This is a genomic window from Bradyrhizobium sacchari (assembly GCF_002068095.1).
In the GTDB taxonomy this organism is placed as follows: Bacteria; Pseudomonadota; Alphaproteobacteria; order Rhizobiales; family Xanthobacteraceae; genus Bradyrhizobium; species Bradyrhizobium sacchari.
Genome location: NZ_LWIG01000032.1, coordinates 41,424 through 58,458 on the forward strand (window position 1 = coordinate 41,424; position 17,035 = coordinate 58,458).

A 17,035-nucleotide genomic window follows, 5' to 3' on the forward strand; every position below is an offset into this window, starting at 1 on the left:
GGGCCAGCGGCGTCGCGGCGGCCTCCGCGGGACAGGCGCTCAGCGTCTCCATGGTGCGCAGCGTGGTGTCCTGGAGTACCTCAAAGCGGGCGCGGCCGGTGTCGTCGAGGCGAAGCGTCGCGGCGATGTCGTCCGCAGGCCATTGCTGCTGCACGAGCTGCTCATATTGGCGCTGCGCCTTTTCGTCGTAACGAGGATCGTAGTCGGGCCGGCAAGCAGCGGCGGCCTGCGCGTCCCTGGACTGATCCTTGGGCTGGCGAGACGCAAGCTGAGCGCGACGATCATTGGCGAGGGCATTGAGCCTGGCTTTCTGGTCGTCGTTAAGGAGGCCCGCAAACTTCGCGAGCGGCGCTTCGATCGCATCCGTCGCCTTGATCATGGCCGCGATGCGCTCGCGCATCAGGCCGAGGCGCTCCAATGCGGTCGCGGGCGCTTGCGCCGGACAGGCGGCGCGGATGCCGTCGCGCGCTGCATTCCAGGCCGCACTGAGCTCATCGAGCGCTGCGCGCTGCAACTCGTTGGGCGCCACAATCGCGGCGATGCGATCGACCGGCAGGCCGCCGGTGTCGGTGGCATCGCAAATGCTCTCGACCGAGGGGACCCTTCGCGCGCGCCGGCCTTGCGGCGCGGTGTAGGCGGCAAGCTCGGTGGCCGCATACGGCGCGAAGATCGCCGCATAGATGTCGCCGTAACCGTAAAGCGAGAGGCTGGTCGTATCGCCGAAGATGATCGCGTTGGTGAGGTCGTCATGCGCGAACGGCCAGAACACCGGACCGGCCCAGCCATAGCTGCCGTCGGGGTGGCGCCACCAGCCCTGCGGGCTGCGCCCACCGCGCCAGCCCGACAGCGCGGCTTGCGCCGTCAGCGCCGCACGCAGGACGTAAGGATTGGCGGGCTGGCCGCGTTCGGCGCCGCGCGGGTCGTAACGAGGATCTTGGGACCGCAACGCAGCGGAACGGTAGCGGCCCCCGCGCACCGCCATGCGGGCATGGCGCAGGCGTGACAGGCCGATCACGTGGCCGACGGCGAAGCGTGCAACACCGAGCGGCCCACCTCGCAGTCCGAACTGTGCTTGCGCACTATTCGGCAGCAGCACTGCCGCAATCAGGAGGGTCGCGCCAGCGAGCACCAGCCCCATGCGTCCCGACATGACCGCCGCTTTGGCCACTTTCTGGCCCTCCCTCCCGCATGAAGCGCGCAATGTGCCTCACCATAATGACGCGCGAGGGAACTAAATGTTCCGGAGGTACACAGGCGAAACGTCGCTGGCGCGCAACGGAGCGCCAACGCGCCGCGTCACGGCGTCTTCTGCGGCAGCACGAGAGTTTGGCCGGGATAGATCAAATTGGGATTGTGGATCTTGTCGCGGTTGGCCTTGAAGATCACAGCGTAGCGGGCGCCGTCGCCATAGGCGAGCCGGCTGAGGGCCCACAGGCTGTCTCCGCGGGAGATCACACGGCTGGCGCCCGCTTCCGCCGGTGCGGCGCTGAGGGCGTCGGCCGGCAAGGCCGACGCGACCGTCGTGGCCGCCGGCACCCGCGCCATGGCCCTTGGCTTTGCCGCGCCCATCCGAAGGGCGGGAGACGTTGACGCCAGGTGCGGTGCGGCCGATTGCAGCGACGCCACGATATCCGATTTGTCGTCGACCTTCTCGGCCTGCTTCGCAACAGGCGCGAGACGCGCGGGCGGCGGCGCCGCGGCGGCAACCGTCACCGGCATGGTGCGACTGGACTGCGTGACGGTGCCGTCGGGCGCCTTGGCCCGCAGCGTCAGCTCGTAGCTGCCTGCAGGAAGCTGCGGCGGCGTCATGACGAACTGACCCGACGCATCAGCCACCACCGAATCGAGCGGCTGGCCGTCGCGCAGCAGTTCGACCTTCGATCCCGGCGCGGCCTGGCCCGCGATCACCGCGGCCTCGCCATGATCGTCGATGCGGGCGACGTCGAACCGGGGCCCGGCATCCGTCACGGCCGGAGGCGGCTTGACCGGGGCGAGATCGGCGAGCGCGGCCGTAACCTGCGTCCGCGTCTCGGCCGCCCGATCCGCCAGCTTCGGCGCGGCCGCTGGCGCGGGCTGTGCGGCGGCGAGCTTCGGTTCTTCGGGTTTCGGCGCTGCCGTGATTTCGGCTTTGGGCTCGACCTTGATCTCGGGCTTGGCGGCGACAGCAATCTCGGTGCCCGTTCCGCCCGGCAACAGGCGGCGCAACTCGGCGGGACCGATCACAAGGACGGTGCCGCCTACCGCGAGCAGGCAGAACGCAATGAGGGCCTTGGTTGCGGTCATCATCAGAGGTCGAACCCTTGCTGGCAAATCAGCCGATGGGGGACAAAGTGCGCCGATTTGGTTTCGGCAGCAAGTCGCTCAAAGGGATGATCGGCCATCGTTCCCGCACGCCGCGGATGAACCGACACCGCCCCCTCGGCGTCAAATGTGCGAGGCCCCGCTGCGGCTATTTTTCAAGGATTTTTCCATGACCGCACCCTTTCGCACCGCGCCATGGCTGGCGCTCGCCCTGATGCTCGCTGCAACCCCCGCGCTCGCGGCGTCCGGCCCACCGCCGGGCTACGTCCTCACCGACGATGAGGACCTCGCCTTCACCTCGCCCGACGGCGCCACCAAGCTCGAGCAGTACATGAAGGACAGTGAGGACCTTTTCGGCATCAAATGGCAGGTCTGGGCGCGGCGCGGCGACCAGATGACGGAGCTGAAGCCCGAGCAGGGCTATGGCGCCGGCTTCCGCTTCACCAGCGACTCGCAATGGCTGGTGCGGATGCAGAAGACCGGCTCGGGCTCGCAGGATCTCTTCCTTTACCATTTCGAGAACGGCGCCTTCGTGAACGCGACGAAGAAATCGCTCAGCGAGCTCGCCTGGGCCTATTTCCACAGCCGGCCCGACACGAAGAATATGAAGCTCGACTACCACATCTCGGCCGACCTCATGAAGGGCACCGAGGATGCCTATCGCTGGCTCGGCGTCGATTGGCCCAATAACCGCTATCTCCTGATCTCGCTGTCGGGCGCGATGGACAAGCACCCGAAGAACGTCGCCGTGAAGGGATTGGGGGATTGGACGTGCCGCTATGACCTCAAGACCGGCAAGTTCGACGTGCCGGCGATGTTCGCGAAGGACAATGCGGAAGCGCTGAACTGGGAGATCAAGCGGTGAGTGCCGCTGCGTAGCGTCGCAGCTTCGTCGGCTGGGCAATTGCGTGCCCGCCCCGCGGTCTCGTCACGGTGCGCACTGGGAACCAACTCACTGATTCCGCTCCGATTCATATTTTTCTAACCCTCAATGGTAACGGGGTCTTGTCGGTTTTGCTGCATCTTGCATCCCAAGGGAGGGCTGGATGGGCACATCGATCCGATGGACCGCGCGGATGCGCGCGCTGCTGCGCCGCTGGCGTGGGGCGCCGCTGACATGGCTGACCGCCGGCGGCTTCGTGCTGATGCTGGCGACCGCCATCGGCACAGCGCTCACCGTCGACCGCTTCCGCCAGAATGCGATCGAGAGCGGCCGCGACAGTCTCGAGAGCGCCGTCCGCCTGCTGGCCCGCCATTTCGACCGCGAGTTCGAGGATTTCGCGGTGCTGCAGAAGAGCATCATCGCGGAGCTCGAAAGCCACGGCATCGCGTCCGCAGACGTCTTCCGCAGCGAGATGGGCACGCTCGCCATGCATGAGGTGCTGCGCGCCAAAGCCAGCGCCTGGTCCGACGTCGCCGGCGCCAATGTGTTCGACGCAAGCGGCATCCTGATCAACTCGTCGCGGCGCTGGCCGGTCGCCAACGTCTCGGTCGCCGACCGCGACTATTTCAACCGACTGAAGAACGACCCGATTGCGGAAGAAGAAGTCGAGGTCGTGCCGGGGCGGCTCGGCAACGGACCGGCGATCGTGTTCGCGCGGCGCGTCTCCGGCCCGCGCGGCGAGTTCCTCGGCATCGTCTCGCGCGCGCTTGCTCCAGAGCAGCTCGAAGCCTTCTTTGCCTCGACCGGGCTCGGCGAAGAATCCTCGATCGCGATGCACCACCAGAACGGCCAGCTGCTCGCGCGCATTCCGCATGTCGATGCCATGATCGGCCAGAATTTTCGCCAGGGCACGCCGGAGCAGATGGCGGTGTTCGAGCGCACCTTCGTCACGACGCAGCTCGCGAGCCCGATCGACGGCAAGGACCGCATCGTCGCCTCGCGCCTCTTGACCGGCGAGCCGCTGGTCGTGGTGGCGACGAGGTCGCTGGATGCGACGCTCGCCACATGGCGCACTCAGACGAAATTCTTCGTCACCGTCGCCGTGACGTCGATCGGCCTGCTCGTGCTGACGCTGTTCCTGATCTTCCGCCAGGTGACGCACAGGCTCTCGCTCGAGAAGCAGCGGCTCGACACCGCGATGAACACGATGAGCCAGGGCCTCCTGATGTTCGACCAAGACGAGCGGCTGATCGTCTGCAACCGGCGCTACATCGAGATGTATGGCCTCTCCACCGACGTGGTGAAGCCCGGCGCCCATTTCCGCGACGTGATCCAGCATCGCCACGACACCGGCTCCTTCGACGGCGATGTCGATGCTTATTGCGACGGCATTCTGGGCAGCGTCGAGCAGACGCACAGCACAATCGTGGAGACCGGTGACGGCCGCCTGATCGAGATCAAGAACCAGCCCGGCGCCGCCGGTGGCTGGCTTGCCACCCATGACGACGTCACCGAGCGCATCCGCGCCAACGAACGCATCGCGCATATGGCGCATTACGACGCGCTGACCGACCTGCCCAACCGCGTGCTGATGCGCGGCCATCTGGAACGCCGCGTCGCGGAGCTTCACCACGGCAAGCCGTTCGCGATCCTCTATATCGACGTCGACGAGTTCAAGGGCGTCAACGATTCGCTGGGACACGAGGTCGGCGACGAGCTGCTGCGCCAGGTCGCGAGCCGCCTGCGCGCCTGCGTCAGCGGCAATGACCTCGTCGCCCGGCTCGGCGGCGACGAATTCGCCATCGTCAAGGCCGGCACAAGCGATCATGCCGAATTGACGGTGTTGGCGGAATCGATCCTCAATGCACTGCGCGTGCCGGTGAACTGCAAGGGCCAGGAGGTTCCGACCGATGCCAGCATCGGCATCGCGGTCGCGCCGGAGCATGGCGACAATCTCGACGATTTGCTCAAGCGCGCAGATCTCGCGATGTACGCCGCGAAATCGGAAGGCCGCGGCACCTTCCGCATCTTCGTGCCCGAATACGACGCCAAGGCGCGGATGCGCCGACAGCTCGAGCTCGATCTGCGCCAGGCGCTCGCCCGCGGCGAGTTCGAGGTGCACTACCAGCCGCTGGTCGATCTCGCCGCCGACGTCGTCACCGGCTGCGAGGCGCTGCTGCGCTGGCGCCACCCCGAGCGCGGCATGGTCTCGCCCGCCGATTTCATCCCGGTTGCGGAAGACACCGGCCTGATCGGCGAGATCGGCGAATGGGTCTTGAGGCAGGCCTGTGCCGAGGCCGCCGGCTGGCCGGACAATATCCATATCGCCGTCAACGTCTCGCCGGTGCAGTTCCGTTCCAGGTCGCTGGCGCTGAAGGTCGCCGCCGCGCTTGCGGACTCAGGCCTGGCGCCCAGACGGCTCGAGCTCGAGATCACCGAGACGGTCCTGATCCGCGACGACGAGGAGGCGCTGACGATCCTGCAGCAGCTGCGCGAGCTCGGCGTGCGCATCGCGCTCGACGATTTCGGCACCGGCTATTCGTCGCTGAGCTATCTGCACCGTTTCCCCTTCGACAAGATCAAGATCGACCGCAGCTTCATCAGCGACATCGGCGAACCCGAGGATTCCTCGCCGATCGTGCAGGCCGTGGTGCACATGGCCGCCGCCCGCCACATGGCGACGACGGCGGAAGGCGTCGAGACCGAAGCCCAGCGAGAGGTGCTGCGCCAGCTCGGATGCAGCCAGATGCAGGGCTGGCTGTTCAGCCCGGCCGTGCCGGCAGCGAAGCTGAAGCAGCTGCTGTCGGCGCAGGCGGCTGCCTAGGATCAGCACTGTCGTCCGGGTACGACAGGATTTCGAAGAAGATCCTGGAGTGCCTGAAGCGATCGGCCGGCCCCAGTCCCGACATGGCACCGAGCAAACGCTCCAGAGAGCGCGACGCGTCGACATCCCTCCGCTACCGCCGTGCGCACGGTTACGTGCACAGCTCGTCGAGAGACACAACTTGAAGTCACGAGACAGGCCAAGGCCGTTGATCTTGGTCAATGTCGGCGTCACCCGGCGGGACTTCTTACGCAAGGGGCGGGCGACAGCATAGGAGGAAAGCGATGAAGCAGACGGCTTCTAGAAAATTTGCAATTGCAGCTTCGACGATCGCTTTTGCAGCACTGTTCACCGTCGACTGGTCTGAGCAGCGCGGGCTTTCGCTCTCAGTTGAGAGTGTCCAGGCGAGGCGACTCTATGTCAGCCCGTATCCCTATAATCACTACATACCCGATCAGACCGGCCTCCCCTGGTACGCAGTGCGGGCCTACTACACCGGCGGCCCCTGGTGTGGCGTCGGCGGCAGGTCCGGATACAGCACCACCGTTGGTGTCTTTGGACGCGCTTCCTATACCTGCTACGACGGTTGGGATAGCTATGCGAAGCTCAACGGCATTGGCTGCACGCCGGGTACATTGATCAAGGGCGCCGACGGAATCATGTACGTCTGCCAGTAAGCACGCGAGCCACAAGGAGAGGCGGCACAAGCGCCGCCTCATTCATTCTGACAGCGGTGCATTCCCGCCGTCGCGGGCTCGGCTCGCTCGACCCGCACCTCGACGAAAACTCGTCGGCAGCGTCAATGTCTCTGCCTTATCCGGGCCCCGCAAGCCGCCTCGCCCATCCTTGATCTAGCGCAATGCTCGCCCCGGCGGGGAAGCAGCATTTTTTGAGTATGGGGCAAGCCAGTCACGGAGCAGGTTCATGAGACAGATGCATCTGACAAAACTTGCAATCGCGAGCTCAACCGTCGCATGCGCGGCACTGTTCTCGTTTAGCTGGTCTGAACAACGCGGCATCTCTTTGTCAGTGGAGAGTGCCCAAGCGAGGGTCGGTCGACCGCTGACCCCAATGAGCGTCGCAGGTGTTGCTCGCCGGCACGATCGGCGGGCTGCATATGGGTATGGAGCCGGGGTCGTCGGCGCTGGCGTCGCTGGCGCGGCCGCCGTGGGCACGGCCGCCGCTGTGGCGGCCACATCACCCAACTGGGGATGGGGCGGCGGGCCTTACTCCACGGGTCCGGGCTACTACACGGGTGGCGACGTCAGAGCAGCCAACGCCTACTATGGTGCGCCCGCAGCCGCCTCCAGCAGTGGCTGGTACATAGGGCCTACCGGCATGGCCTGCACATCGGGGACCTTGGTCACAGGCGCCAACGGCTTGCCGTTCCGCTGCCCGTAGGACACGGACGAAAGCGGGTACAGCGGATATCGACTTCGGCCCGGAGGCGGCCCACACGGCCGCCTCCTGATCAAACTCTTTCTGGTCCTGCATGCGGACTGATGTTGCCTTCGAAGCGAAGCCAACCTCGCTCTGCTTGATTTCAAGAGGAGGGTGACGATGATCAGGTTATTTGCTGTCGCAAGTTTTGCGCTAGCCATCGCGACATCGACGCAGGCAATGCCACGCGCGCCGATTCAGTCGGACGACCTCATCACGCAAGTCGCTGCCGGCTGCGGGCCGGGCAGGACAATGGTCAATGGCGTGTGCGTAGCCAGAACCACAATCCGTCAAACCCGCCGGGACGTCCGCAGGTGCGTGCGATGGAATGCAGGCGTTTGCGCGCAGTATCAGTGAACCATCATCGCGCAGGCATCTGATCGGCCACCCGCAGTTCAGACGCGAGAAGAGGTCATTCGCCGCGCCTGGCTCGCGTCGGACGAGCGAACACTTGCGAAGCCACGCAGGCGTCACGTGTTACCGCAGCTTCCCCTTCGGACAATGGTGCGAGCGGCAGTTTCAAGCTCCAAATTAGCGGCTGACCTCTCGCGTGAATGTGCGCCCGGAGGTTGGCTTGGCGGGGCTCCAGAACAGTACAGGTGAACCATGCTTGTCCGGGGATGGCGACAATTGTGTTCCCTGCGGGCTGTGCGCCCGCGCATCAGTGTGCGCGCGTGGTTCACGGCGGGCCACAAGCCTCGTGCGTCAAATGAGTGTTCTCTTGATCCGCTCACGTCCCCGATCGTCATGGGTTGGATGAAGAGCAGTTTGCATCCGCCCAAGGACGACTGGCGCGGAGTCAGGATTGTTTCGCTCTTCAAAACAGCGAGCAGGCTCGATGGAGAGAGGCTGCCGTAAGCCCGTCATGCCCGGGATCTGCGAGTTTGGCGTTGACGGTGGGGTTCGCGGAGCGCCGAGACGGCGACGGAACTATCACTACCCGCTGTAATTAGAACGGAGATGACGGCAATTTGGTATGTAACCTTTGCAGCTCGCAGACATGGCCTGCTTCGGAAGCCGCGAAGTCCCCACGAAACGAGGACGTTTGCGACCGAGGCCGAGGCCAAGGCATTCGCTCGGTCAAAGCTTGAGGACGGTTTGATCCTGTTAGCTGGCACGATCAATCCGCATTCTCCCAAGCAACTCATTCCGGCGTCTCGCATCCAGTCCTGGCTGGCTGACGATCAGGAAGGGGAAGCCCCAAATGCCGCTTGCCCCGAGTAGGCGAGCGTCAGGCCATGAGGTGCTTGCCCACGAAATTCATCAGCAACATGACAGTTATCAGCACACCCATCACCACCACGGCGACGTTTCCCACGCGCCGGAACGGCCCGCCAAGCGGGTTCAACTCGATCAAGAAGCGCAAAAGCCAAATCACGAGGCCGACGACAACGATATTGACGACCAGATAGATCAGACCTTCGATCATGGCTGGCCTTTCCTCAAATCTCGAGCTGATCAGGAGGATTAGCTCGGACAAGCGCGGCCCCTCGATGGTCGCGCATGCGGCCTGGGGATGTCGCCCTTGGCAAAGGGGACATCCCCAGGCTTCAAATTAGCCGCGCGGGTTCAGGCCATCACGCGGCGTGTATGGATCAACATCCTGTTTCAGTCCTCATCCTCGGCCTGCGCACGACGTCGTTCCACGACATCGCTCATGTCGTGAAGGACAAGGACCGCGAGGGCCCCCATGCGCTGCCTCTGTTCGGGATTGAGGGTCTTGTAGAGTGGCTGCCATGCCTCGGCGAGTTTATCCAAATCGGCGGATCGTTGAGCCAATGCCTCCGAGCGTCGCTGCAGGAAGGCGATGGGGTCACGATTACGTATCGTTTCGACGGCATTTTGGTCGGCCCGTCTACCCACTGTTTCCGAGATTTTTGCAACACGGGCCTTCCGATCCTCCGCTCTGGCACGAATGGCGCTCTCGACAGGCGGCCAGAGTTTTTCCTGGTCAGGTGTCAGCTGCAATGCGGCCTTGGTCAAATCGATCCGCATGTCCATCAATGTATTCCGGTCCACTGCGTTGAGGCGTTCTGACGTCGCAGGGGACGGAGCTTGCGCGCTGGCAATCGACGGCGCGGCAAGAAGGAGTGCGGCTGTTCCGATCACGACTATTTTCATCATCGGCGACCTCCTAGGTGAGGAGCCCCCAGGCACCACGCTAACAATGGTCGGCAGGGCGATGTCACATTGATTCAAATCAAGGGACTTGGAGCAAGGGACTTGGAGCAAGGGACTTGGAGCAAGGGACTTGGAGCAGGAATTGTGGCGCGCGCTGAGCATGACCTGCGGCGTGGGCCTGAGACTTTTTCCTCGGCGCCTTGCAATCGCGCGGAGGTTCCATATCTCATCGGCATGATAAAGCTCACACTCGTGCAGGACCAGGCCATCCAGGCGCTGATGGCAGGTATAGTCGGCGCCAAAACATTCGATCACGTCTTCGCGGGCATCCGCTTCGACGAGATCGAGGGTACGATGCTCTACGCCATCGCCAGGAACGAGGACGTCGCGTCCGACATCGAGGACGGCTACGCGCCTCTCATCGCCGCGCTCGCATCGCGGGTGCTGGGCAAGCAGATCGATGTCGTTGTCGTCATGCCGAAGGTCCTGCAATAGAGCTCAATCGATAAATGATGCAAACTCCTCCGGAGTCCCGGAGGGAAACGCCTCCTTGAGACAATCGAGGAACGCGGACACGCGCGCGCTCAGCAGTCGGCGCGATGGATAGAGCGTCCAGAGAGCGATCTCGGGTCCATCGACATCACCCCAATGCACGAGCCTGCCGGCCGCCAGATCGTGACTCACAAGCGAGACGGGGAGCCGCGCGGCCCCGACGCCAGCGCGCACCGCATCGCGGACCATGACGAGCGACGACAGGCGAAGCACCGGCTCGACCCTGATACGCGAGCTTCCGTTGGACTGCATCAAATCCCAGACGGAATTCAGATCGCTTGCTCCGCGCACGACGGCCGGCACAGCGACATCGCCCGCGGGACGACCGAAGGCCGGGCTCGCCACGACCACGAGCCGGTCACGCAGGAAGATTCGTCCAACAAGAGTTTCGTCCGGATCCGGGTTGACGCGGATCACCAGGTCATAGCCCTCCTCGATCATGTCGACGACGCGATCTTCCGTGGTGACCTCGAGCCGGACCTCCGGATATTTCAGCGCGAACAGGGCAGCCAGTTTTCCCATCGCGGTCTGCGAAAACAGCAGCGGCGCGCTGATCCGCAATCTGCCACGCGGCCTGTCGCCGCCTGACGCGATTGCGGCGGCGGTCTCGTCGAGCTCCGCGAGCAATGCTCCCGTCCGTTCGTAGAGCGCGCGACCTTCTTCGGTGAGCTTCAGCTCGCGTGCGCCGCGCTCGAACAGGCGCAGATCGAGACTGCCCTCCAGTTCAGAGACCCGGCGGGACAGCGTCGCCTTTGGACGGCCGGAGGCCCGTGCGGCCCGGCCGAAGCCTCCGTGCCGGGCGACCAGATTGAAGTCCGCGAGCGCAAGCAGGTCCATCTGTTCCACTTATGAGACACTTGGTCTATAATTAGCGTCTATAGGCCCGAATGTGGATCACTAATTTGCGGGTGTCTTCTCAATCCCAAAAAAGGAGTGACCCCCATGACCATCCTCATTACCGGCGCCACCGGCCGTGTCGGCCGCCATGTTGTCCAGCAACTCGTTAAGCGCGGTGCGGACGTGCGCGTGCTGTCCCGTGATCCCTCGAAGGCCGATGTTCCGGCCGGCGTGACAGTCGTGAAGGGCGACCTGCTCGACATCGACTCCCTGCGCACTGCAGTGAACGGCGTCAGCACGCTGTTCCTGCTCAACGCGGTGACGGGCGACGAATTCACCCAGGCGATCATCGCCCTGAACATCGCCCGTGAGGCGGGCGTCGACCGGCTCGTCTATCTGTCGGTGATCCACGCCGATCGCTTCGTGAACGTACCGCACTTCGCGGTGAAGTCCGGCGCCGAGCGGATGATCGAACAGATGGGCTTCGGTGCCACGATCCTGCGTCCGTCCTACTTCATCGACAATGAGCTGATGATCCGGGACGTCATCCTGAACCACGGCGTCTATCCGATGCCGATCGGCAGCAAGGGTGTCGCCATGGTCGACACACGCGACATCGGCGAGGTCGCAGCGATCGAGTTGATCCGGCGCGAGCGGGCACCTGGCAAGCTGCCGATCGAGACCATCAATCTGGTCGGCCCCGACACGCTGACCGGTTCGGACGTGGCCAATATCTGGTCGGACATTCTGGGCCGCCCGGTCACCTATGGCGGCGATGATCCCACCGCCTTCGAGCAAAATCTGGCGAACTTCATGCCGAAATGGATGGCCTACGAAATGCGCCTGATGGCCGAGCGCTATGTCAGCGACGGGATGATTCCCGAGGAGGGCGACGTTGCGCGTCTGACCAGGATTCTGGGTCGTCCGCCGTACTCCTACCGCAGCTTCGCGACCCAGATCGCGGCGGCCGCCACCAAGCCGGCCTGAGCCCAACAACCGTCCAGACACGACGCTCTGTGCCGCACGCGGACGTCGCCATGACGCGACGTCCGCGGTTTGAATCGATGGCGGGCGTCATCTCAGTCATGTCGATGCCGCAGTCACGAACAGCGTAGCTGTGAGGTGACCTCGAAACAAAACCACGCTACCCTTTTCCGACAAGAACAAGAGGAAGCGTCAATCGTGTACGACTACATTATCGTGGGCGGCGGCTCGGCAGGGTCCGTGCTGGCCCACCGGCTCTCCGCGAAGAGCGCCAACAAGGTCCTGCTCTGCGAAGCCGGACAGGACACGCCACCCGGCAACGAGCCGGCCGAGATCAGGGACAGCTATCCGGGCACCGCATATTTCGATCCGCGCTTTCACTGGACCGAGCTCAAGGTCACGACGCAGGTCGTCAGCCACAACAATCCGCACGAAGCGCGGCCGCCCTTGCGCAAATACGAGCAGGCGCGCGTGCTCGGCGGCGGCTCGTCGATCAACGGCCAGATGGCCAATCGCGGCGCGCCGACCGATTACGATGAGTGGGATGCGCGGGGCGCCGAGGGGTGGACGTGGAACGACGTGCTGCCCTTCTTCAAGAAGGTCGAGCGCGACCTCGATTTCGACGGGCCCTATCACGGCAAGGACGGCCGAATTCCGGTCCGCAGAATTCCCAGGGAGCACTGGACGCGGCATTCGCAGGCGTTCGCCGACGCCTTCCAGCAGGCCGGCCATCAGTTCGTACCGGACCAGAACGGCGAGTTCGTCGACGGCTATTTCCCGGTGACCCATTCGAACCAGGCCGAGCAGCGCGTCTCGGCCGCGATGGGCTATCTCGACCGCGACACGCGCCAGCGCGCCAACCTTACCATCTCCACCAACACGCAGGTGAGGGAGCTGCTGTTCGACGGCACGCAATGCGTCGGCGTGAAGGCCGTTGTCGACGGGCGCGAGCAGGAATTCCGGGGGCGCGAGATCATTCTCTCCAGCGGCGCGATCCATTCGCCGGCGCATCTCCTGCGCGCCGGCATCGGCCCGGTCGGCCACCTCAAGGAGTTGGGGATTCCTGTGCTGATGGGCCTGCCGGGCGTCGGCCAGCGCCTGATGGATCATCCCTCGATCTCGCTGTCGTCCTTCGTCCGCCGCGGCGCGCGCATGAACGAGCACACAAGGCGCCACATGCAGCTCGGCCTGCGCTATTCGTCGGGTCTCCCCGGCGTGCCGAAGGGCGACATGTTCGTGGTCGTGATCAGCAAATCGGCCTGGCACGCGGTCGGCGCGCAGATCGGCTCGCTGCTGACCTTCGTCAACAAGACTTATTCCGAGACCGGACAGGTCAAGCTTGCCTCGCCCGATCCTTCGGCAGAACCGATCGTCGAATTCAATCTGCTGTCCGACCGGCGCGACCTCGATCGCCTGATGAGCGGCTTCCGCAAGATGGCGGCGGTGCAGATGAGCGACATCGTCAGGAAGGTGACGGACAAGCCGTTCCCCGCCGCCTATACCGACCGCGTGCGCAAGATCGGCGTCGTCAATACCAGGAACAGAATCCTGACCCAGATCGCGGCGGCGCTGATGGACGGGCCGGCGGCGCTGCGGCACTACATGATCGACAATTTCGTGGTCGAAGGCTTTACCTTCGACCAGGTGATGAACGATGACGAGGCGCTGGAAGCCTTCGTGCGCAAGGCGACCATCGGCGTGTGGCACGCCTCATGCTCATGCCGCATGGGCCGGGCCAACGATCCGATGGCGGTGGTCGACAACCAGGGCCGCGTCAAGGGCATCCAGGGCCTGCGGGTCGTCGATGCCTCGATCTTTCCGGTGGTGCCGTGCGCCAACACCAACTTTCCGGTGCTGATGACGGCGGAGAAGATCGCTGCGGCGATGGTGCAGTGATCGGCGCTCGTCTCGCTGCTGAACCGGACCCAGAATGCCTCGGCATGGGCCCCGGCTCTGCAGCTTATCACCATAGTGCGTCGAAGACGCGCGTAGACGCGCTTATGGTGCTGCGCAGCGTCCGGGGCACGAGACCACCGGGAACTACGCCGCCCTGAGGTCGCCGACGAAGCGGTCGACATCGCGCTTGAGATCGTCCGACAGGCGCGCCAGCATTTTTGCGGAATCCAGCACCTCGCCGGCGGCAGCACCGGTCTGGCCGGCGGCTTGCGAGACACCGGAGATGTGGCGCGAGACCTCGTTGGTACCTTGCGAGGCCTGCTGCACGTTGCGCGCGATCTCGCGCGTCGCGGCGCCCTGCTCTTCGACGGCGGCGGCGATCGCGGCCGCGATCTCGTTGACCCGCTGGATGGTCGCGCCGATCGACCGGATCGCGGTCACCGACGACTGGGTCGCGCCCTGGATCGCGGCGACCTGGCCGGTGATCTCCTCGGTCGCCTTCGCGGTCTGCGTGGCGAGGCTCTTCACCTCGGATGCGACCACCGCAAAGCCGCGGCCGGCCTCGCCGGCACGCGCAGCCTCGATGGTGGCATTGAGCGCAAGCAGATTGGTCTGCTCGGCAATGCCTGTGATCAGCGCGACGACGTCGCCGATGCGCTGCGCGGCATCGGCCAGCGCCTGCACTTCGGCATTGGTGCGGTCGGCTTCGGCGGAGGCGGCGCCGGCAATGCTGGAGGATTCGGCGACCTGACGGCTGATCTCACTGATCGAGGCCGAGAGCTGCTCGGTGGCGGCGGCGACCGTCTGCACATTGGAGGAGGCATCACCCGAGAGGCTCGCGACCGAGGCCGCCTTGGACGAGCCCTGCTCGGCGGTCGACGACATCGACTGCGCGGTGGCGTTCAGCTCGCCGGAGGCCGAGGCCAGCGTGTGCAGCGATTGCGTCACGGTGTTCTCGAATTCTCCGATCAGCCGCTCGACGGCGAGCTGCCGCCGCTCCTTCTTTGCCTGCTCGGCGGCCTGTTCCTCGGCGAGACGGTCGCCGGTCATCATGTTCTCCCTGAACACGGCCACCGCGCGCGACATCTCCCCGATCTCGTCGCCGCGCTCGATGCCGGCGAGCTCGATCGCATAATCGCGCTCCGCGAGGCGGCGCATCGCCTGCGTCATCTTGCGGATCGGCGTGCTGACGCGGCGATTGACGAGGATGAAGCCGAACAATGTGACGGCGAGCGCGACCAGCATCATGCCGCCATTGAGCGCCAGGCTCCATTTCGCCGATATCATCTGCTGCCCGGCACGGGCGACCATCTCGGCGAGCGCGGCCTGGCCGGCCTCGACGCTGGCATTGAGGAGGGCGGTGTTGAGCTTCGACAGATCCTCGATCTTGATATCGATGGTCTGGTTGTTGCTCAGTGCCTTGATGAAGCCCTGCTGGCGCTCGGCCATGGAAGCGGCCTCGCCCTGCTTCGAGCGCGCGATGACGTCGGTGAGGCTTGCCGGCGCGTCAGGGCGAGCGGCTGCGTCGAGCACCTGGCTCCAGGCCTGCTTGGCGCGGCCGGTGTCCTCGGCGGCGCCGACCATGTCGGCAGCACTCCAGGGCTTGCCGCTCGCAGCCGCAGCTTCGAGACGGATGGCGACGAGGCCGCCGAAATTGCGCGCGGCCCAGGCCGACTGCTTCACGGCGAGCAGGTGATCGACCACGGGATCGGTGAGCTTGAGCGCGTTCTCGAGCTCGGCAGTCAGTGCCAAGATGGCGTCGAGATAGTCCTGAGCGGCCTTGCGAAACTCGTCGCCGACCTTCGGATCACGCTCCGCCTTGGCCTGATGGATGGCGGCCTCGGCCTTGGGCCGCAACGGCACGAGCGCGTCATGGATCGCGACGAGCTTGCCGAGCGCACCGGCGAGGCGCGGATCGGACACGCCATCGAGGCGCTCGAGCACGCTTTTATAGGCGGCTTCCGACAACTGCCGGTTGGTGGCGATGCGGTTGTCGGCGTTGGCATTGGCCGGCGCGTCCGCGACCAGTGCCGACAGGAAAGTGCCGCGTTCGAGGCGGAAGCCGAGCAGGGTCGCAAACAGCTGCTGGTCGGTGCTGGCGAAGCGCTCGACCTTCTGCGCGGCTCCGTTGCGCTCAACGGCCCCCAATAAACCGATCGCGAGCTGCCCGACCAGGAACAGGCCGAGGACGCCGATGATGGCGCCGAGAATAGAGCGAATGGAGGGATTGCCGAACAATGCCATGGGAAGCGCCGGGTCTTCTGCGGAAAAGATGCAGAAAAATACCGGTCTCCCCCTAAGAATTGGTTCACCAAATGCCCCTCGCCCACAGGGGCGAGCCGCCCAAGGCGAGCTACGGAGATCGCGCTACGGAAACGGGGGCCTGAAACGGGACCGGCTCATTTCGCCTGTTTGGCCGCCTGGATCTCGACGAACTCGGCGTCGGGATGCGTGACGATGGTGGTGAACATGATGCCGCTGATGATGATCGACCAGGCGGTGTCCCAATAAATCCAAAACACGTGCCACCCTCCGTTTTGGCGTCCTCTGCCTGCGGGATCAAGGTAACGGCAAGACGAGGCTGTCGTTCCTGACGCGAGCGCGCGCGGGCGAGGCGCTATTTGGATTTGGTCGGCGGCGATGCGCGATCGGTTTGACCGGTGTGGCGCTTTGCCACGACATCCTCATCGCGTGAGCCTTCGCGTGGGCGCGGCGGCAGCTTGGGTTGGCCGGCCTGGCCGCCATGCTTGCCGCCCATGTCGGGCTTGCCTTCGAGATCGTTTTCGCGGGTCATGCAGGATCAATACCTGCGCGCGGCATTGGTTCGCTCGCATTGTCCGGTTTTCGCCTGTGAACGAGTTCATAGGCGTGTCGTCCGTTGCAGTGCACGATGGATTGAAGCGCGATGAGATTTGGATGAATCGTCATCGCGCTTCAGGTGGTTGTTTACGCATGATCTTTTCGGAAAACCGCTTCGTACTTTTCCGGATCATGCTTCAGCGTGCGTCGCCGCATGCATTCGACGAACGGGATTTGGCCTGATGCGAAAACGGCTGGTCGCCTGGACGATCCTGACCTGCGCCCTGCTCGCGGTCGCCGTGTGGACCGTGCTCGGGCCGCCTGAACCCCCCGCCGGCCCGCATCTGCCCTCCCGCGATTTGACGGCGGCGGTGCGATAGCCGCGCCGACACAATCGA

At 64.7% G+C, this 17,035-nt stretch carries 15 protein-coding genes; 7 read left to right on the top strand and 8 right to left on the bottom strand.

The features are described 5' to 3' along the window. Both A5906_RS27790 and A5906_RS27795 read right to left on the bottom strand, forming a co-directional pair. Positions 1–1,150, bottom strand: a 1,150-nt coding sequence (locus tag A5906_RS27790; RefSeq protein WP_245326945.1) for a Spy/CpxP family protein refolding chaperone, incomplete at its 3' end; no start/stop codon positions are given. A gap of 146 nt (positions 1,151–1,296) precedes the next feature. Then, entirely contained in the window at positions 1,297–2,286 is a 990-nt protein-coding gene (locus tag A5906_RS27795; RefSeq protein ID WP_080138419.1) for a LysM peptidoglycan-binding domain-containing protein, read from the bottom strand. 184 nt (positions 2,287–2,470) lie between these two features. Between A5906_RS27795 and A5906_RS27800 the strand changes: the two genes are divergently transcribed. From A5906_RS27800 to A5906_RS27810, 3 genes are all read left to right on the top strand, one after another. Further along, complete coding sequence (locus A5906_RS27800; RefSeq protein ID WP_080138459.1) at positions 2,471–3,166, top strand: hypothetical protein; 696 nt, start codon at positions 2,471–2,473, stop codon at positions 3,164–3,166. Positions 3,167–3,347: 181 nt separating this feature from the next. Then, the gene (locus tag A5906_RS27805; protein ID WP_080138420.1) at positions 3,348–6,008 is read left to right on the top strand and encodes a bifunctional diguanylate cyclase/phosphodiesterase; all 2,661 of its coding nucleotides are present in this window, start codon (positions 3,348–3,350) and stop codon (positions 6,006–6,008) included. A 284-nt stretch (positions 6,009–6,292) separates the two neighbouring features. Next, positions 6,293–6,685: a hypothetical protein gene (locus A5906_RS27810; RefSeq protein ID WP_080138460.1), complete on the top strand. Its 393-nt coding sequence runs from the start codon at positions 6,293–6,295 to the stop codon at positions 6,683–6,685. A 1,994-nt stretch (positions 6,686–8,679) separates the two neighbouring features. On the opposite strand, the gene A5906_RS27830 is transcribed toward A5906_RS27810, so the two are convergent. After that, positions 8,680–8,877, bottom strand: coding sequence for a hypothetical protein (locus A5906_RS27830; protein WP_080138424.1), 198 nt, complete (start codon positions 8,875–8,877; stop codon positions 8,680–8,682). Positions 8,878–9,056: 179 nt separating this feature from the next. Continuing rightward, on the bottom strand, positions 9,057–9,572 hold the full coding sequence (locus A5906_RS27835; protein WP_080138425.1) for a Spy/CpxP family protein refolding chaperone: 516 nt from the start codon (positions 9,570–9,572) through the stop codon (positions 9,057–9,059). A gap of 231 nt (positions 9,573–9,803) precedes the next feature. Between A5906_RS27835 and A5906_RS27840 the strand changes: the two genes are divergently transcribed. Continuing rightward, complete coding sequence (locus A5906_RS27840) at positions 9,804–10,064, top strand: hypothetical protein (protein WP_080138426.1); 261 nt, start codon at positions 9,804–9,806, stop codon at positions 10,062–10,064. Between the two features lie 3 nt (positions 10,065–10,067). On the opposite strand, the gene A5906_RS27845 is transcribed toward A5906_RS27840, so the two are convergent. Next, complete coding sequence (locus tag A5906_RS27845; protein WP_080138427.1) at positions 10,068–10,958, bottom strand: LysR family transcriptional regulator; 891 nt, start codon at positions 10,956–10,958, stop codon at positions 10,068–10,070. 105 nt (positions 10,959–11,063) lie between these two features. Here A5906_RS27845 and A5906_RS27850 point away from each other — a divergent pair, with 105 nt between their 5' ends. Together A5906_RS27850 and A5906_RS27855 are read left to right on the top strand one after the other, a co-directional pair. Next, positions 11,064–11,945 (top strand): SDR family oxidoreductase, encoded by an 882-nt coding sequence (locus A5906_RS27850; protein ID WP_080138428.1) that lies wholly within the window; start codon positions 11,064–11,066, stop codon positions 11,943–11,945. Between the two features lie 195 nt (positions 11,946–12,140). Next, the gene (locus tag A5906_RS27855; protein ID WP_080138429.1) at positions 12,141–13,838 is read left to right on the top strand and encodes a GMC family oxidoreductase; all 1,698 of its coding nucleotides are present in this window, start codon (positions 12,141–12,143) and stop codon (positions 13,836–13,838) included. Between the two features lie 144 nt (positions 13,839–13,982). Here the strand turns inward: A5906_RS27855 and A5906_RS27860 are convergent, their stop codons facing one another. The 3 genes from A5906_RS27860 to A5906_RS42685 all read right to left on the bottom strand — a co-directional run bounded on the left by A5906_RS27860 (position 13,983) and on the right by A5906_RS42685 (position 16,632). Next, entirely contained in the window at positions 13,983–16,082 is a 2,100-nt protein-coding gene (locus A5906_RS27860) for a methyl-accepting chemotaxis protein (protein ID WP_080138430.1), read from the bottom strand. Positions 16,083–16,237: 155 nt separating this feature from the next. Further along, entirely contained in the window at positions 16,238–16,360 is a 123-nt protein-coding gene (locus tag A5906_RS46030) for a hypothetical protein (protein ID WP_283807739.1), read from the bottom strand. Positions 16,361–16,455: 95 nt separating this feature from the next. After that, positions 16,456–16,632, bottom strand: coding sequence for a hypothetical protein (locus tag A5906_RS42685; protein ID WP_161495441.1), 177 nt, complete (start codon positions 16,630–16,632; stop codon positions 16,456–16,458). Between the two features lie 247 nt (positions 16,633–16,879). Here A5906_RS42685 and A5906_RS43240 point away from each other — a divergent pair, with 247 nt between their 5' ends. Next, on the top strand, positions 16,880–17,017 hold the full coding sequence (locus tag A5906_RS43240; protein ID WP_186465202.1) for a hypothetical protein: 138 nt from the start codon (positions 16,880–16,882) through the stop codon (positions 17,015–17,017). Positions 17,018–17,035 lie beyond the last annotated feature (18 nt).

Coding starts and splice junctions, on each gene's coding strand:
- A5906_RS27795 (WP_080138419.1), bottom strand. CDS start 2,286: ATGATGACCGCAACCAAGGCCCTCATTGCGTTCTGCCTGCTCGCGGTA.
- A5906_RS27800 (WP_080138459.1), top strand. CDS start 2,471: ATGACCGCACCCTTTCGCACCGCGCCATGGCTGGCGCTCGCCCTGATG.
- A5906_RS27805 (WP_080138420.1), top strand. CDS start 3,348: ATGGGCACATCGATCCGATGGACCGCGCGGATGCGCGCGCTGCTGCGC.
- A5906_RS27810 (WP_080138460.1), top strand. CDS start 6,293: ATGAAGCAGACGGCTTCTAGAAAATTTGCAATTGCAGCTTCGACGATC.
- A5906_RS27830 (WP_080138424.1), bottom strand. CDS start 8,877: ATGATCGAAGGTCTGATCTATCTGGTCGTCAATATCGTTGTCGTCGGC.
- A5906_RS27835 (WP_080138425.1), bottom strand. CDS start 9,572: ATGATGAAAATAGTCGTGATCGGAACAGCCGCACTCCTTCTTGCCGCG.
- A5906_RS27840 (WP_080138426.1), top strand. CDS start 9,804: ATGATAAAGCTCACACTCGTGCAGGACCAGGCCATCCAGGCGCTGATG.
- A5906_RS27845 (WP_080138427.1), bottom strand. CDS start 10,958: ATGGACCTGCTTGCGCTCGCGGACTTCAATCTGGTCGCCCGGCACGGA.
- A5906_RS27850 (WP_080138428.1), top strand. CDS start 11,064: ATGACCATCCTCATTACCGGCGCCACCGGCCGTGTCGGCCGCCATGTT.
- A5906_RS27860 (WP_080138430.1), bottom strand. CDS start 16,082: ATGGCATTGTTCGGCAATCCCTCCATTCGCTCTATTCTCGGCGCCATC.
- A5906_RS42685 (WP_161495441.1), bottom strand. CDS start 16,632: ATGACCCGCGAAAACGATCTCGAAGGCAAGCCCGACATGGGCGGCAAG.
- A5906_RS43240 (WP_186465202.1), top strand. CDS start 16,880: ATGCGAAAACGGCTGGTCGCCTGGACGATCCTGACCTGCGCCCTGCTC.